Origin of the sequence: Aeromicrobium sp. (assembly GCF_014378035.1) — a bacterium.
Classification (GTDB): domain Bacteria; phylum Actinomycetota; class Actinomycetes; order Propionibacteriales; family Nocardioidaceae; genus Aeromicrobium.
Genome location: NZ_JACMOM010000023.1, coordinates 1 through 16,617, shown reverse-complemented (window position 1 = coordinate 16,617; position 16,617 = coordinate 1). Strand labels below are relative to the sequence as shown.

13 protein-coding genes are annotated in these 16,617 nt (G+C 66.8%); 3 read left to right on the top strand and 10 right to left on the bottom strand.

The features are described 5' to 3' along the window. From H7290_RS01495 to H7290_RS01470, 6 genes are all read right to left on the bottom strand, one after another. Positions 1-790, bottom strand: a 790-nt coding sequence (locus H7290_RS01495) for a DegT/DnrJ/EryC1/StrS family aminotransferase (RefSeq protein WP_290512247.1), incomplete at its 3' end; no start/stop codon positions are given. Further along, positions 787-1,812 carry an SDR family NAD(P)-dependent oxidoreductase gene (locus H7290_RS01490; protein WP_290512246.1) on the bottom strand — a complete coding sequence of 342 codons (1,026 nt, stop codon included), beginning with the start codon at positions 1,810-1,812 and terminating at the stop codon, positions 787-789. The genes H7290_RS01490 and H7290_RS01495, both read right to left, overlap by 4 nt. Then, entirely contained in the window at positions 1,809-2,849 is a 1,041-nt protein-coding gene (locus H7290_RS01485; protein WP_290512245.1) for a sugar phosphate nucleotidyltransferase, read from the bottom strand. Before H7290_RS01485 ends, H7290_RS01490 begins: the two co-directional genes overlap by 4 nt. Further along, the gene (gene neuC / locus H7290_RS01480) at positions 2,846-4,009 is read right to left on the bottom strand and encodes a UDP-N-acetylglucosamine 2-epimerase (RefSeq protein ID WP_290512244.1); all 1,164 of its coding nucleotides are present in this window, start codon (positions 4,007-4,009) and stop codon (positions 2,846-2,848) included. Before neuC ends, H7290_RS01485 begins: the two co-directional genes overlap by 4 nt. Continuing rightward, a complete protein-coding gene (locus tag H7290_RS01475; protein ID WP_290512243.1) occupies positions 4,006-5,043 on the bottom strand; it encodes an N-acetylneuraminate synthase family protein in 1,038 nt (345 codons plus the stop codon). Before H7290_RS01475 ends, neuC begins: the two co-directional genes overlap by 4 nt. Next, positions 5,040-5,693, bottom strand: coding sequence for a DapH/DapD/GlmU-related protein (locus H7290_RS01470; RefSeq protein WP_290512242.1), 654 nt, complete (start codon positions 5,691-5,693; stop codon positions 5,040-5,042). The genes H7290_RS01475 and H7290_RS01470 overlap by 4 nt, the downstream gene beginning before the upstream one ends. Positions 5,694-5,767: 74 nt before the next feature. Here H7290_RS01470 and H7290_RS01465 point away from each other — a divergent pair, with 74 nt between their 5' ends. Continuing rightward, positions 5,768-6,481, top strand: a complete 714-nt coding sequence (locus tag H7290_RS01465) for an acylneuraminate cytidylyltransferase family protein (RefSeq protein WP_290512241.1) — start codon at positions 5,768-5,770, stop codon at positions 6,479-6,481. 264 nt (positions 6,482-6,745) lie between these two features. On the opposite strand, the gene H7290_RS01460 is transcribed toward H7290_RS01465, so the two are convergent. Beyond that, a complete protein-coding gene (locus H7290_RS01460) occupies positions 6,746-9,502 on the bottom strand; it encodes an FAD-binding and (Fe-S)-binding domain-containing protein (RefSeq protein ID WP_366927583.1) in 2,757 nt (918 codons plus the stop codon). Positions 9,503-9,558: 56 nt separating this feature from the next. Next, positions 9,559-10,851: a hydroxyacid-oxoacid transhydrogenase gene (locus H7290_RS01455; protein WP_290512240.1), complete on the bottom strand. Its 1,293-nt coding sequence runs from the start codon at positions 10,849-10,851 to the stop codon at positions 9,559-9,561. A gap of 271 nt (positions 10,852-11,122) precedes the next feature. On the opposite strand from H7290_RS01455, the gene H7290_RS01450 reads away from it, so the two are divergent. Further along, positions 11,123-12,124, top strand: a complete 1,002-nt coding sequence (locus tag H7290_RS01450) for a hypothetical protein (protein ID WP_290512239.1) — start codon at positions 11,123-11,125, stop codon at positions 12,122-12,124. Here H7290_RS01450 and H7290_RS01445 read toward each other — a convergent pair. Next, positions 12,103-12,564, bottom strand: a complete 462-nt coding sequence (locus H7290_RS01445; protein ID WP_290512238.1) for an NUDIX domain-containing protein — start codon at positions 12,562-12,564, stop codon at positions 12,103-12,105. The two genes, H7290_RS01450 and H7290_RS01445, sit on opposite strands and share 22 nt — an antisense overlap. Positions 12,565-12,644: 80 nt before the next feature. Here H7290_RS01445 and H7290_RS01440 point away from each other — a divergent pair, with 80 nt between their 5' ends. Beyond that, complete coding sequence (locus tag H7290_RS01440; protein WP_290512237.1) at positions 12,645-13,757, top strand: acyltransferase family protein; 1,113 nt, start codon at positions 12,645-12,647, stop codon at positions 13,755-13,757. 163 nt (positions 13,758-13,920) lie between these two features. Here H7290_RS01440 and rpoC read toward each other — a convergent pair. Beyond that, a partial coding sequence (gene rpoC / locus H7290_RS01435) for a DNA-directed RNA polymerase subunit beta' (protein ID WP_290512236.1) occupies positions 13,921-16,617 on the bottom strand: 2,697 nt, incomplete at its 5' end.

The following is a 16,617-nucleotide window of genomic DNA, read 5'->3' as shown; positions in this document are numbered from 1 at the left end:
CTAATGAGGCCGCAAGGTTGGTGAGCCGGTAGTTGTAGCCGACCTCGTCGTGCAGGTAGGCGACATCTGGAACCTTGGCCTGAGTGGTCAGGTGCTTGGCACGCCGCGCGAGCGCCTCGTCGTCAGTGACGATCATGCCGCCACCCCCAGCCGTGGCGATCTTGTTGCCATTGAACGAGAAGCAGCCGATGCGCCCCACCGACCCGGTGCTCCGTCCGGCGAACGGTCCGGTGGACCAGCCTGCACCGAGGCTCTCGGCGGCGTCCTCGATGACGGGCACCTCGAACTCGTCACACACGTCGAGGACCGCGGCGGCATCGGCCGGCTGCCCCAGCACGTGCACGAGCTCGAGCGCCTTGGGCAACGGCTCCCCGGCCGCACGACGCCGCGTGAGCTCGACCCGAACGATCTCGGGATCCATGTTCCACGTGTTCGGCTCGGAATCGACGAGGGTGACCCGGGCTCCCAGGTAGGCGACCGGATTGCTCGAGCCGATGAAGGTGAAGTCTGAGCAGAAGACCTCATCGTCGGCCTCGACGCCAACAAGACGCAGGGCGACGTGGAGTGCAGCCGTGCCACTGGAGCACGCAATGGCGAACGTGGACCCGACCAGCTCGGCGAACATCCGCTCGAACTGGTCGACTGCTGGGCCGACCGACGACACGAAGCCTGAGTCAAGAGCCTCAAGGACGGCCGCGCGCTCAGCCGGGCCGATGTCGGGTATGGCCAGAGGTATGACGCCGGCGCCGACCGGACCGCCCGGGGCGTGAATCTCGGCGGAACCGCTCATCGTTGGTACCGCGCAGCCGACTCGAGGGCAACCCTTCCCCGCAACCAGTCAGCAGTCGCCTTGAGGCCATCCTCGAGCGTCACAGCCGGCCGCCAGTCGAGGACGGCGCTCGCTCTCGACGGATCTGACAGCAGGATCTCCACCTCCGAGCCTGTCGGCCTCACTCGGTCCTCCTCGGTCACGACCTCGGCATCGTTGCCAGTGACCTGCTTGCAGATCTCGACGACCTCGGCGATCGACACGGTGCGGCCCGTGCCGAGCTGCACGACCTCGCCAGGCTCCAGATCGGCCACACTTGCGCGGACGAACCCGAGTGCGGTGTCGGTGACGAAGGTGAAGTCGCGCTGAGGGGTGACCGCACCGAGTCGCAGCTCTTCGGCGCCGGCCAACAGCTGGCTGAGGACGGTCGGTATGACAGCTCGCGCAGACTGCCGGGGTCCGTAGGTGTTGAAGGGGCGCAACGTCACGACGGGAGTGCCGAACGAGAGCGCGTACGACTCACACAGCTTGTCGGCCGCGATCTTGGTCGCAGAGTACGGCGACTGACCACGCAGCGCGTGGTCCTCGCGGATCGGCACCGACTCCGGCGTCCCGTACACCTCTGAGGTGGAGGTGTTGACCATGCGCGCGGTGCCATGCCTGCGCACTGCCTCGAGGACGTTCAACGTGCCGGTCACATTGGTGTCGACATAGGAGCGCGGTGCCACATAGCTGTGCGGAATCGCGATCAACGCGGCAAGGTGGAGGACGAGATCGACACCGTGGACTGCCGACTGGACATGTTCGGCGTCGCGGATGTCGCCGAGGACGACCTCGGCGCGGCCTGATCGGAGCGCGGCGGCAAACGTCTCGGACTCGTCGAGCCAGCCGAGTGAGCTGCGCGAGTTGTAGAGGCAGAAGGCACGTACGGTGCCGCCGTGCGCCAGGACGTGCTCGACCACGTGCGAGCCGATGAAGCCGTCGGCCCCGGTCACCAGAACTGTCGCGCCTGTTAGGTCAGTGCCAGCAGCCACATCGATCATGCCTGCCCCTTCGCGCGTGCCAAGTCAGATGGAGTGCCGACGTCGATCCAGTCCGCTGCCATCGGCCATGCGGACACGACCTTACCTGTGTCGAGGCAGCGCTGGACCAGTTCTGGCATGGTGCTCGGCTCGCCGGTCGGCAACAACGCGATTGCCGTCGGGTTGACGCAGTAGACCGCCGTGTTGATGTTGGCCTCGAGGTCCGGCTTCTCCGTGATCGAGGTCACCAGACCGTCCGGATCGATGTCCACCACGCCGAACGGGACAGTGTGGACGTACGTGCGCACGCCTATCGTCACATCGGCACCTGACGCCTTGTGACGATCGAGAAGAAGAGAGGCGTCGAACTCGACCATGAGATCGCCGTTGATGACGATCAACGGATCGGCAGGAAGCTTTTCTATCAGGGTGAGGCTCCCACTCGTGCCCAGCGGCTTGTCGGGCGATTCGCGCAGATAGGTGACATTGCACCCCAGAGCCGAGCCATCACCGAGCGCCTCGATGACCTGATCAGCCCCATGATTGACACTGATGTAGATCGTGCGGATCCCGTCGCCCACCAGACCCAGGACTATCCACTCGACGATCGACCTCCCGGCCACCTTCATCAGAGGCTTGGGGACGTCGCGGGTGAGGGCGCCCAGTCGGGTGCCCCTGCCGCCCGCCATGATGACGGCGACATTGGGCAGCTCGCGAGCACTCACGAGATCGGACAATGTGTGCAGCGCGGTGAGGCGGCCGTCGGCATCGATCTCTGGCACTGCACGCAGGCGAGTCGACTGCATCAGGTCAAGCACCAGTGCGCGAGGTGTCCCACAGGCGACTGTTGCCGGTCGTGACTGCGCGTGGGCCAGCGCGGGATCCACGAGCAGTGCGCCGTTGATCAGCGCGCGGCGAACATCGCCGTCGGTCAGCGTCGCACTGAGCCTGCTCTCGTCGTCGACCAAGCAGCAGATCGCCTCGGCCCCACGGTCGATGACTCTCAGTGCCTCGATCAATGTGCACGACTGGTGCACCGTCAGATCTGTGAGCTTCACGGCCTTCTCACACTCTCCTCGACAAAGGGCTTCATGCGGCCCAGGCTGACGGCGGTGAGCACCGCTTCCACGATTCGTTCGGATGAACGACCGTCACCGTAAGGGTTGACGACCGCCGCGGCGCGGGCGCGAAACGACGGTTCGAGCGCCTCGCCCACCGTTCGACGGACGTTGTCGAAACCCTCGTCCGAGTGGAGGACGTTCTCGCCGTGCTCACGCCCCTGCTGGCGGATCCCGATGTCGACCGCCGGAAGGTGCGCAGATGCGGCTTCGATGATCCCCGACGAGGAGTTGCCGACCACGACGTCCGCAGCGCGCAGCACCCTCGGGTAGACGTGCCCGAGCGACGGTATGACGATGAACTCGGAATCGACGGCCGCCTGAGCCTCGAGTGCTGAGATCACCTCGTCCCGACCCGCGTCGAACCCCGGATGAGTGGCGACCACCACACCACCAAAGCTGGTGCAGGCCCGGACCGCGTCGGCACAGTTGCGCCCGACATCCGCCACGTCGCCCACCGTCGGCGGGTGGTACGTGAACAGGACGAGCGGCCGGACGACCTCGCGGCCCAGAAGCGCCGTGAGCTCCGCGTCGGATGCAGGCTCGATCTCGTGATAACGGTCCAGCCCCGGAGCGCCGGTCACATGGACCCGATCGGCAGGCTCCCCCATCTGCCGTACCCGATCCGCGGATCTCTCGGTCGCCACGCAATGGATGTCTGCCAGCTTGGTGACTGCGTGGCGCACCCGGTCATCGAGGGCGCCATCGGTCACTTCCCCACCGTGCAGATGGACGATCGGCACCCCCGCGAGGAACAGAGCCGGAACCACGGTGAGAAGCTCCCAACGGTCCCCGAGGACCACAGCCAGCGCGAAGACGTGGTCGGCCAGGGCCACGGCAAGTCCCTGGGACATCGCTGCCGCGTGGACCAGCATGTCGGTGCTGGAGTCGAGGTCGACGGGAGGAGCAACAGCGACGATGTCGACGCGTGCGCGATCGGACTCCTGAAGTGCCGCCCGTAGCTCATCAACGTCGAACGCGACGCCGGTCAACAGGGTCACGCGCACGTCCGGATGATCTGCGAGAGCTGTGATCACCGGTTCGAGGGGCCCGAGGTCTGCCCGTGTGCCGACGAACACCGCCACGTTGATGTCGGTCACGCTTGTTCCAGCATGTCTTCGACGACGGCCTCTCCGGCACGGATGGGGCGCGCCGTCAGGCGTCCGACCACGTCTCGGGCCGCCGAGATACCCGTCTCGGGCCGCAAGACCACGACGTCGTCGGGCACCACGTGCTGACCGGCGTCGATGTCCCGCGTGGCGTGCCAGGATCGTCGCACCAGCGGAGCGTTCTCCTCCTCGGCGGGCATGCGCCGCTTGCGCCCGTCACCGACCGCACGAGGCACTGCCGTCGTGGTCGCGACGTACTCGATGAGCTCCTCGGGCTCGAGGCTGGCGCGATGATCAGGCCCGGGCATGTCCCGGCTCACCGTGAAGTGCTTCTCCAGCAGACGGGCGCCCAGCGTCACGGCAATGACCGCAGCGGACACTCCCGTGGTGTGGTCGGACCAGCCGACAGGCACACCCAGCTGTGCAGCCATGGCGGGGATCGCGGCGAGATTGCACTGCTCGAGCGGAGCCGGATAGGCCGAGACACAGTGGAACAGCGCCAGTCGCGGAGCAGCCGCGCAGGCCTGCACCGCAGCCTCGACCTCGGCCATGTCGCCCATGCCGGTGGACACCAGCAGTGGTAGACCGAGGTCGGCGACCGCTGTGAGGAACGGGAGATTGGTGAGCTCGCCGGAGGACACCTTGAGCACGTCGACCCCGAGCTCGCAGAGAAGGTGCGCGCTGGCCAGGTCGAAGGGGGTGCTGAGGAAGCGGATGTCGAGGTCGGCCGCGTGGGACATCAGCTCCCGCCACGCCGAGTCAGGCAGCATCAGGGAACGCAGCAGCTCGGCCTGGCTCGCGGCACCCCCGTTCTTACGCTGATACGGCGTCGTGGCCGCGGAGGCAGCAGCAAGAGCCTCCGGCTGGAAGGTCTGGAACTTCACCGCAGCGGCGCCCGACTCCGCGGCGATGTCGATCATGCGGTGGGCAAGAGCGACATCGCCGTTGTGATTCACGCCGACCTCCGCGATCACCGCCACCTGCTCGGACTCGGGCCCGTTGAACAAGTCGGTCACGGCCCTCATCGGGTCTCCTCAGCATGGCCGTGCAGGGGACGGGCTGGGTTGCCGGCCACCGTCGTGGGCCCCGGAGCGTTGTCGATCACGACGCTTCCGGCACCCACAGTCACGTCGTCCCCCACGATGACCCCGGGCAGGACGACACTGCCTGCGCCGATGAGCGAGAGCCTTCCGACGCTGCTCGCACCCAGGAGCAGCGCGCCCGGCGCCACGTGGGCGCCTGCGCCGACACGGCTGTCGTGCTCGACCACGGCATGGGTGTTGACGATCGCGCCGTCGGCCACTGTCGAGTACGGGCCTAGATGGGCGCCGCTCATGACCACCACACCACGTCCGAGCGCAGCAGTGGTGGACACATGAGCGTGAGGACTCTGCAACGGGTGCGCTCGTGCGGCGAGGTCGGCATGCACGAGGAGCGCGAGTCGGGCCGGATTGTTGCCGATGGCCAGACAGATCGCCGCATCTTCGGCCACTGCGAGCGCGATGCCTTCCGTGTCCGAATCGACGACGGGGTAGGGCCAGTCACGATCAGGAACTCCTACCAATGCGATCACCTCGTCATGACGCTGTTCGATGACGTCGATCACGGCACCAGCATGCCCGCTGGCGCCGAAGACAACCCACCGGCGCAGGGAGGGGGACACGGTCACAGGCACACCCGCAGGCTATCGGACACGACACCGCGGACCGCTCGCCGAGTCGCGCCGGACACGGCCAGTACGCTCGTCTCGTGCCTGACGTCGACATGCCTAGACCACTGGTCATCGCCACTGTCTGTGCGCGCGGTGGATCAAAGGGCGTTCCCGGAAAGAACGCACGACTCCTGCTCGGCATGCCGTTGATCGGTTACACGATCGAGACCGCGCTGGCTGCCCCGAGCATCGACGCCGTGTACGTCTCGACAGACAGCCCCGAGATCGCCGAGATCGCCGACGGGTTCGGAGCCATCGTGCCTGGTCTCCGCCCGGCCGAACTCGCGAATGACGGGGCCTCCAAGGTCGACGCCATCGTGCACCTGATCGAGACGGTCGAGGGCCTTGGCATCGAGGTCGGCACAGTGGTGGACGTTGATGTGACCTCGCCGCTGCGACTCGTGTCCGACATCGAGGGTGCGCTCGCACTGCTCGACGAGCAGACCGACGTCGTCGTGTCGGGCTACCTGTCGGACAAGAATCCTTACTTCAACCTCGTCGAAGCCCGGCCGGACGGCACTGTTGGTTTGGTCAAGCCACCCGAACAGCCGATTTACAGTCGCCAGTCCGCGCCTCCCGTATGGGGTCTGAACGGCTCGGTGTACTGCTGGCACCGCCACACGTTGGGGCTCGGACTGTGGAGCGGCCGGACCCGCGTCTACGAGATGCCGCACGATCGCGGAATCGACATCGACTCCCAGCTGGACTGGGACCTCGCCGAGATACTGATGCGGCGCCGGAAGGAAGTCTGAGGCACACATCGGTCGCCGCACCGTCGCGCGACCTCACGGAGTCGTGAACCCTTCGAACAGGACTTTGGCTCTTCCGAGGCGCTGGCGGCGTCAATGGCATGGATCGTTGCCTCATGCATCTGCCGACGCGACCAGAAGGCGGTCTGGGCATCCAGCCGGAGCACGCGGGGACAGACTCGGTTCAGCTCGCGCCACTGGCGAGCCCGGTGGAACAGGACAACGCCGATCCGAGCTTGATCATGTGGTCACGTGGGTGCTTCCAGGTCAGCCATCAAGGAGCTGGGCGAGGTGGAGGGCGGGGACGTCGACCAGGTCGAGCAGCTGGGTACGGCAGGAGAACCCGTCTGCGACCACAATTGCGCCCGGCGGAGCGTTACGGACCGCCGGCAGAAGCTGTTGCTCGGCGACCGCCACAGAGACCTCGTAGTGCCCCTTCTCCACGCCGAAGTTGCCGGCGAGCCCGCAGCAGCCCGCGAGCCTCTCGATCGTGGCGCCTGTGGATCTGAGCAGCGCCATGTCGGCCTCAAACCCAAGGACCGATGCCTGGTGGCAGTGCGGCTGGACGACGAGGCTGGTGCCGCTGAGGTCAGGAGGCACCCAGCCCTCGGTGCGCTGGAGCAGCTCGGCGAGGGTGAAGACTCCCTGCGCGACCTCCACCGCCCGCGGGTCGTCGAGGAGCTCGACAGCATCCGACCGAAGCACCGAGAGACACGAGGGCTCGAGCCCGACGACGGGTACGCCCGCGTCAACGTAGGGGTGCAGCTGGGCGACGGTCTGGCCCACGATCGATCGGGCCTGGTCGAGCTGGCCGGTCGTGATCCAGGTCAGGCCGCAGCAGGCCGGCTTGGCCAACAGCTCGACGCGGTAGCCGGCCGCCTCCAGCACGCTGACGGCAGCCCTGCCACCCGCGGTGTCGAAGAACTCCGTGAACGAATCGGCCCAGAGGAGCACCCGTGGGCGACCAACGTCGGGTGCGGGGCGGCGACGCGCCCAGCGAGTGAGGCTCTGCCGTGCAAACGTGGGCAGGCTCCGTCGCTGATCGACACCTGCCACCCAGCGGGCGACCGAGCGGACACCCGGCGTGCGCAATCCGAGGTTGGCGAGCCCGGCGATCGGCGAGGTGACCCGCGCCCAGAAGGGCAGGCGCCCGAGGACGTAGTGGCTGCGTGGACGGAGCCGGCCCTTGTACGACTGATGGAGCACCTCGGACTTGTAGGTGGCCATGTCGATGCCGGTCGGGCAGTCGTTGACGCACCCCTTGCAGGAGAGGCAGAGATCGAGGGCGTCGTGGACCTCCGGCGACCGGTAGCCGCCTGTGACGAGACGGCCGTCGATCATCTCCTGCAGCACGCGGGCTCGGCCGCGGGTGGAGTCCTTCTCGTCGCGGGTCGCTTGGAACGACGGGCACATGACACCGTTCGATCCGCTGTTGTCGGCGAGGCACTTGCCCACACCCGTGCACCGGTGCACGGCCTTGCCGAGGTCACCCGCGTCGTGGACCAGTCGAAGCCCGAGGCGGCCGTCAAGGCGCCCCACGATTGACTCGGGACCACGCAGGTCGGCATCGACCGGACGGGGGCGGACGAGGACACCGGGGTTGAGGAGGTCGCCCGGGTCGAGCACCCCCTTGACCTTCGCGAACAGGTCGATCGCCTCGGCGGAGTACATCAGCGGCAGGAGCTCGGAGCGGGCGCGGCCGTCGCCGTGCTCACCCGAGAGCGAGCCGCCGTGCGAAGCGACGAGCTTCGCCGCATTGACCAAGAACGACCGGAAGAGCTCGTGACCACCCTCCTCGTCGAGCGGAAAGTCGATGCGCACGTGGACGCAGCCGTCGCCGAAGTGACCGTACGGCACGCCGTCGAGCCCGTTGTCACGAAGCAGGGCGTCGAACTCACGCAGATAGGTGCCCAGGCGCGCCGGGGGGACCGCCGCGTCCTCCCACCCGGACAGCGCCTTGCCCGGCAGCGTGCGGGTGGCCAGGCCAGCGCCCTCCTCTCGGATGCGCCACAGGACGGCCTGCTCGGCCGGATCGGTGACGACGCGGCTCGCGACCGCCGACGATGCCGCCGCGGCCTTGCGCACCACATCGGTGATGTGGCCGGGCTCGTCACCAGAGATCTCGACGAAGAGCCATCCCTGTCCTCGCGGCAGGTCAGGCACGGCGCCGTTGTGCTTGCGAAAGACGTCGACGATGCGTGAATCGAGCCCCTCGCAGGCCGTGGGGCCAAACGGGAGCAGCGCCGGCACGTCGTCGGCGGCGTCGGCCATCGAGGCGTAGCCGAGCACGAGGATCTGTCGGTGGGGCGGGTCCTCGACGAGTCTGACCGTCGCCGAGGTCATGGTGGTGAGAGTGCCTTCCGTCCCGGCCAGGAAGGTCGCCACGTCGAAACCCCGCTCAGGGAGCAGATGCTCGAGGCTGTAGCCGGACACCTGCCGGCCGAAGGTGCCGAACTCCGTTCGTATCGTGCCGAGCCCACCGCCGATGACCTCACGCAATTGGTCGAGGGTCGGCGACGACGTCGGGGCTCCCGCCGTCAGCGAGAGCTGCTCCCCCGCCATCGTCACGACGTCGAGCCCGACGACGTTGTCCGCGGTGCGACCGTAGGCCAGGGCACGTGACCCGCAGGCGTTGTTGCCGATCATGCCGCCGACGGTGCAGCGCGTGTGAGTCGAGGGATCGGGGCCGAACCGCAGGCCCAGCGGGGTGGCCGCCTTCTGCAGCACGGCTTGCACAACACCGGGATCGACTCGCGCGGTGCGGGCCTCGACGTCGATGTCGTGCACGCGGTTCAGGTAGCGGCTGAAGTCGAGCACGACCCCCGTGCCCACGGCGTTACCGGCGATCGACGTGCCAGCCCCCCGAGACGTCAGCGGAGTGCCGGTCGCGCGGCAGGCGTCGACCGTGGCCAGAACCTCCTCGACACTGCGGGGGCGCACGACGACCTGCGGGACGACCCGGTAGAGCGAGGCATCGGTGCTGTAGAGCGCGCGCGTCAGAGTCGATCCGTCGACGTCGCTCACGCCCGAGCGAGTCAATTCGTGAACTATCTCCATGCCGTCTTGGAGAATTTTTGCTCTCACCAGAACTCGATCGATTCGGCGAGGATCGTGGAAAGGTCGTCCTCGGTGACCTCGAGCGGAGCGGTCGCGAGCAACCGCTGCTGCTTCATGGTGCCCTCGACGAGCTCGTCAATGTCACCCTCGGCGAATCCGACGGCGCCGATGCCCGCGGGGATGCCGACGTCTCTCATGATGGCGGCCAGGACCTGAGGAAGGAACTCGGCCGCGTCGTCGGGCCGTTCGGCGTGCGGGGCGAGCAGCTCGGCGGCACGGACATGCCGATCGGGCGATGCCTCGAAGGTGAAGCGGAACGCCGCCGGCGCGGTGAGGGACACCGCCATGCCGTGCGGCACCATCGCGTGGTCGACGTCGTAGCCCTCGGGCCTGAAGTCGCGGACCTGGCCGGCGATCGGGTAGGCGTTGGCGTGCGGGATGTGCACCCCGGCGTTGCCGAACCCGAGGCCCGCGAATGTCGCCGCCATCGCGACCTCGGTGCGGGCGGCGAGATCGTCACCGTTCCGCACCACGGTGCGGAAGGCGCTTGACATGAGGCTCAGCGCCTTCTCGGACCACATGTCCGCGATCGGGTTCGAACCGCAGTAGGGCACCCGCTGCTCGGCGGTCTTGTGCTCGTACGACTGGAACGGACGGGCGGTGTAGCTCTCGAGCGCGTGGCAGAGGATGTCGAGGCCCGAGGCGGCGGTGACCCCGGCGGGCTGGCTCATCGTGAGCTCTGGGTCGACGACGGCGAGAGTGGGGCGCAGGCGCGGGTGCGAGATGCCGGTCTTTACATGCTGGCTGAGGACGTCCAGCACGCAGATCGTGGTGCTCTCACTACCCGTGCCGGTCGTCGTGGGAACGGCGATCAGCGGTAGCAGGACGTTGCGGGGCGCGCGGGCCCTGCCCACGGGGGCGTTGACGTAGTCCATCAGCTCGCCCTCGTTGGTGACGAGCAGGTTGACCGCCTTGGCGGTGTCGATGCTGCTGCCGCCGCCCACCGCGACGATCGCGTCGAACGGGCCCTCGGCCCGGGCAAAGTCGATGGCCTCGATGAGACTCGCGTCCGTGGGCTCGACCCTCGACCTGTCGAAGACGACGGTGTCAATGCCCGCGGCGCGCAGGGAGTCGGCGATCTCACCGGGGCCGCCCGTCGCCGCGACGCCAGGATCGGTCACGACGAGTACTCGCCTCGCCTCGAGCTGGGCAAGATCGTGGCTCAGCTCGTGGCGCGCGCCGACTCCGAACTTGAGACCGGGGGCGCCGTACGTGAACACCGTCTCGGGATGCTCGGGGTGAAACGTCGACACCATGCCCTCCTAGTCGGCCGCGTTGAGCGACATACCGAGAATACGGCGTTCCCCTCAGCGTCGCCTGCAGCGGCCGGGGCGGGGTGTGCCGGACTTGCGCGGGATCCTAGGCTGGGGGCTCGACAGATGAAGGGGTTCCATGAGGAGATCGGCAGCATTCGCCGCGGCGGCCTGCGCCCTTTTTGTCCTGCTCAGCGCCTGTGACAGTGGCGGGGGCCCCACTCCCACGCCTCCCACCACGACGGCGTCGGCGACAGCGACGAAACCTCCCGATGTGTCTGAGCACGAGTCGGGTCCGGAGAGCCCCATCACGTACGGCCTGCAGGTCCCGCGGGGAGCGACGCAGCTCGGACCACTCGTGCGCTACCGGAGTCCCGCGCTGATCGCCGCTTACAAGCCCGAGCTCGATGCCGCCGTCGCCAACAAGGAGGCCGAGGCGCGAGTCAAGGCCGAGGAGAAGCTGCGCCAGGGCGAGACGGTGCCCACGCCTACCGTGACAGTGGACACTCCGCCCAGCAACGACACCTTCAAGCTTCTCGACGACTCGCCGCGTCCCGACTCGACGATCTCGCTGATGCGTGTCGACGGGAAGCCCACCGTCGTGGTCCGCCGGATGCTCGCCCAGATCAATGCCGCCCTGCCCAACTCCAACATCGTCCTCAATGACCTCTCCACCTATTGCACCTCGATCGAGCGCCGCATCACGTCGTGCCGTCTCGACGTGCGCGGCCTGACGAAAGACGACCGTGACGTCCGTGTCGTCCTGGCGGTCGACCCCGGCAACTACACCACTCGTACCTCCGCGCCGTCGGCCCTCACCCGGCCGGTCATGACGTTGACGGTCGAGTACATCGGCGAGCCCCGCAAAGGTCAGCTGACCAAGGAATCCAACTCACTCGACAACGTCCCCGACACCGGTTCCCCTGAGCTGTCGGGTCTGATCTGGCCCAAGATGGATGAGGACGCGCCCGCCACGTCGAGGCTCGTCAACGGCTGGACCGCCCCGGCCGACGCCACGATCATCCTCAGCGGTTTTCGTCCCAAGTTCGCCATCGTCACCACCCCCCGGGCCGCGGAGGGCGACATCATCGCCCAGGAGTTCGTCAGGACCAACAGTCCCAAGGGGGCGTTCACCAAGGACATCGTGGAAGACCTCAACGAGGTCAGCACCACCTACACGACCACGGCCACCGGCGGTGCAGTCGCCCGCGCCACCTACGTCTTGTCGGCGCGCGGCAACTACACAGCGCTGTTCTACACGCCAGCACCGAACTGATCGAGTCGCTCCAGGGCGTGGGTGACCATCGACAGCACCGGAACGGTCTTCGAACCGATGTCTTCGAGTGGAACCCACCGGGCCATGTCGGTCGTCCCGCCGATGTCGACCACGTGCGGCTCGACCTGCGCGTCGACCTCGACCACGTACAGGAGGTGGACGCCGTGATAGTCCTCGTAGGCATCATCGCGCCCGATGTCGACGACATGGACATCATGGACGTCGACAAGACGCGCCGACACCGCTTCGAGGCCAGTCTCCTCGTACAGCTCCCGTCGGACCGTCAGGTGAGGCGACTCTCCGTGGTCGACACCGCCCCCGGGCAACGTCCACCGTCCGACCGGGAACCCCTGCGGCGATATGCGGGTCAGGAGCATCTCGCTGCCATGCAACACGACGGCATAGGCGCCGAGGCGCTGCGTTCGAGAGGCGTCGTCCACAGTGCTCCTCCGCTCGGAAACCCGGCCTGCACCGCAATACGCTGTGCGTCGTCAGGCGGTCCTTTATAGAGTCAAGCACAATGAGTGCCCTCGAACCGTTGCCAGTCACCACGTCCCCGCCCAAGGAGCGCGTGGCCTATCTCGACAACGCCCGCTACTGGGTCATGCTGCTGGTGGTCATCGGCCACTCGCTCACCGAGTTCGTGGTGATGGACTCCGCCAAAGGTGTCTACACCTGGGTCTACTCCTTCCACATGCCGTTCTTCATCCTGATCTCCGGCTACACGGCCCGGCACTACGTCGGTGACTTCCGTCAGATCCGGCGCATCGTGAGCACCCTGCTCGTTCCCTACCTCCTGGTCGAGACAAGCCTCCAGCTCATCACGAAGCACTACGACAGCTACCCCGATCACCTCATGATCCTGTCGCCGCAATGGCTCGGCTGGTTCCTCGCAGCCCTGTTCATCTGGCGCATCACGACTCCCATCTGGCGAGCCCTGAAATATCCGATCACCACCGCGATCGTGATTTCGCTTCTCGCCGGACTCATCGAGATCCCCAACGTCCTCGCCCTGCCCAAGGTGCTCGGTCTGTTGCCATTCTGGGTCATCGGCCTGCACATGAACCGTGAGCTCTTCATCAAGCTCGGTGACTGGCGCATCCGCCTCGCGTCGGTGTTCGTCCTGGTCACCTCTTTCGTCATCTGCGAGCTCTATTCACACCCGTGGGAGACCGACTGGCTGCTGTGGAAGGACCGCTACGCCGAGGCGCCGTTGAACGCCGGCCCGTGGGAAGGCATGATGCAGCGCGGAGAGCTGCTGCTCGTCGGCGGGCTGCTGACCTTCGCCACCCTGTCCCTCATACCGCGTAGGCGCTCCATCACCACGGTGCTGGGTGGACGCACGTTCTACTGCTACCTCCTGCACGGCTTCATCATCATCCTGCTCGACCGTCAGTTCGACCTGTGGAACCGACTGGAGCCTTACGGCGCCAAGGCAGTCCTCGGATGCATCATCGTCGCGATCATGCTCGCCAACCTGTTGATGACAAAGCCCGTCGCGACGATCTTCCGCCCCCTCTTCGAGCCCCGCCTGACGTGGCTCTTCCGTGAGGCAGCTCCCCCCACCGTCCGCGTCCCGGCCGACCAGGTTCCCGCCTCGGCAACGGAACCGGAGAAGTCCGCCTCCGCCTGACCCACTCGCCTCTTCCTACCTGTTCCGACCCTCGCCTCCGCACCCCTGCTCCCCTCCCCTCGCCTCCCCTCGGCAGAGCCTCAGCGTCCACGAACACGCTTCGGGAGGACGACGAAGCCCCCGGCCAATCGGCCGGGGGCTTCGTCATGCGTTGCGCTGACGACTACTTGTCGTAAGACGTGAAGTCAAAGTCGTCGAGCTTGACCGGGCTCTGGTCAGGAGTACCGAAGCCGTAGTCGTAGTCGCCGTAGCCGGTGACGGCATACGCGGCCTGACGGGCCTCTTCGGTCGGCTCGACCCGGATGTTGCGGTAGCGGTCGAGACCGGTACCCGCCGGGATGAGCTTGCCGATGATGATGTTCTCCTTCAGACCACGCAGAGCGTCAGACTTGCCGTGGATCGCTGCATCGGTGAGGACGCGGGTCGTCTCCTGGAAGGAGGCGGCCGACAGCCACGACTCGACGGCCAGCGAGGCCTTCGTGATGCCCATCAGGACCGGACGGCCTGAGGCGGGAGTGCCGCCCTCGGCCACGACGCGACGGTTCTCTTCCTCGAACTTGGCCCGATCGACCAGGTCACCCGGAATGAGGTTCGACGCACCCTGCTCGATGACCGTCACCCGACGAAGCATCTGACGCACGATGATTTCGATGTGCTTGTCGTGGATGGCCACACCCTGGCTGCGGTAGACCTCCTGCACCTCATCGACGAGGTGCTCCTGAGCCCGGCGGACACCGAGGATGCGCAGGACTTCCTGCGGATCAGGGGTGCCGTGCGTGAGCTGCTGGCCAACCTCGACGTGGTCGCCGTCGGCGATCAGCAGACGCGAGCGCTTGGTCACGGGGTACTCGAGCACCTCTGAACCGTCGTCGGGCGTCACCACGAGCTTGCGCGTCTTGTCCGAGTCGTCGATCGCGACGCGACCTGCCGACTCGGTGATCGGCGCACGGCCCTTGGGCTGACGTGCCTCGAAGAGCTCGACCACGCGCGGAAGTCCGTGCGTGATGTCGTCTCCGGCCACGCCACCGGTGTGGAAGGTACGCATCGTCAGCTGCGTGCCGGGCTCACCGATCGACTGGGCGGCGATGGTTCCGACCGCCTCGCCGATGTCGACGAGCTTGCCGGTCGCCAGCGACCGTCCGTAGCACTTGGCACACGTACCCGCCTTGGCCTCGCACGTCAGAACCGTGCGGACCTTGATCTCCTCGATGCCCGCCGCGATGAGGCGACCGATCTCGACGTCGCCGAGCTCGCTGCCCGCCGCTGCGAGCACCGTGCCCTTGTCGTCGGTGACGTCGGCTGCCGCTGTGCGCGAGTAGGCCGATGTCTCGACGTTCTCGTCAGCGACGGGACGACCCTCGTCGTTCTTGGTCGCGATGACCTGACGCAGTCCGCGCTCGGTACCGCAGTCGTCCTCGCGGATGATGACGTCCTGGCTCACGTCGACGAGACGACGAGTCAGGTAACCCGAGTCGGCCGTACGCAGAGCGGTGTCGGCGAGTCCCTTGCGGGCTCCGTGGGTGGCGATGAAGTACTCGACCACCGACAGGCCCTCGCGGAAGTTGGCCTTGATCGGGCGAGGAATGATCTCACCCTTGGGGTTGGCGACCAGACCGCGCATGCCGGCAATCTGACGCACCTGCATCATGTTTCCGCGGGCACCTGAATCGACCATCATCCAGATCGGGTTGTCCTCCTTGAAGCCCTTGAGCATCTCCTCCGTGACGTCGGCAGTCGCCTGCGTCCAGATCTCGATGAGCTCTTGACGACGCTCGTCCGCGGTGATGAGACCACGATCGAACTGTGTCTGGACCTTCGCCGCCTGAGCCTCGTATGTCGCGAGGATCTCCTGCTTGCGCGGGGGCACCACGACGTCCTCGATCGAGACAGTGACTCCGGAGCGGGTGCCCCAGTGGAATCCGGTGTCCTTGAGGTTGTCGAGGGCGTTGGCGACGTCGACCTTGGAGTAGCGCTCGGCGAGATCGTTGACGATCACACCCAGCTCTTTCTTGCCCACCTGGTGGTTGACGTACGGGTAGTCGTCAGGAAGCGCCTCGTTGAAGATCGCGCGGCCAAGGGTCGTCTCGTTGATGACGCCCTCGATACGGATCTTGACGTGACTCTGCAACGAGATCTCGTGACGCTCGAAGGCCATGAGGGCCTCGGGAACCGTGCTGAACGCGCGCCCCTCACCTACATGTCCGGAACGCTCGAGCGTGAGGAAGTACAACCCGATGATCATGTCCTGTGTCGGCATCGTGACCGGCCGGCCGTCGGACGGCTTCAGGATGTTGTTGGTCGACAGCATCAGGACACGTGCCTCGGCCTGCGCCTCCGCGCTCAGCGGCAGGTGCACGGCCATCTGGTCGCCGTCGAAGTCGGCGTTGAAGGCCGAGCAGACGAGCGGGTGGATCTGGATGGCCTTGCCCTCGATGAGCTGGGGCTCGAAAGCCTGGATGCCCAGTCGGTGCAGTGTCGGAGCGCGGTTGAGCAGCACGGGGTGCTCGGTGATGACCTCTTCGAGGACATCCCAGACCACCGGACGAGCACGCTCGACCATGCGCTTGGCACTCTTGATGTTCTGCGCGTGGTTGAGGTCGACCAGCCGCTTCATGACGAACGGCTTGAACAGCTCGAGCGCCATCTGCTTGGGCAGACCGCACTGGTGCAGCTTCAGCTGCGGGCCGACGACGATGACCGAGCGGCCGGAGTAGTCGACGCGCTTGCCGAGCAGGTTCTGGCGGAACCGCCCCTGCTTGCCCTTGAGCATGTCCGTGAGCGACTTGAGCTTGTGGTTGCTCGAGCCCGAGACGGCCCGGCCCCGTCGCCCGTTGTCGACCAGCGAGTCGACCGCTTCCTG

Coding starts and splice junctions, on each gene's coding strand:
- H7290_RS01490 (WP_290512246.1), bottom strand. CDS start 1,812: ATGATCGATGTGGCTGCTGGCACTGACCTAACAGGCGCGACAGTTCTG.
- H7290_RS01475 (WP_290512243.1), bottom strand. CDS start 5,043: ATGAGGGCCGTGACCGACTTGTTCAACGGGCCCGAGTCCGAGCAGGTG.
- H7290_RS01455 (WP_290512240.1), bottom strand. CDS start 10,851: ATGGTGTCGACGTTTCACCCCGAGCATCCCGAGACGGTGTTCACGTAC.
- H7290_RS01440 (WP_290512237.1), top strand. CDS start 12,645: ATGAGTGCCCTCGAACCGTTGCCAGTCACCACGTCCCCGCCCAAGGAG.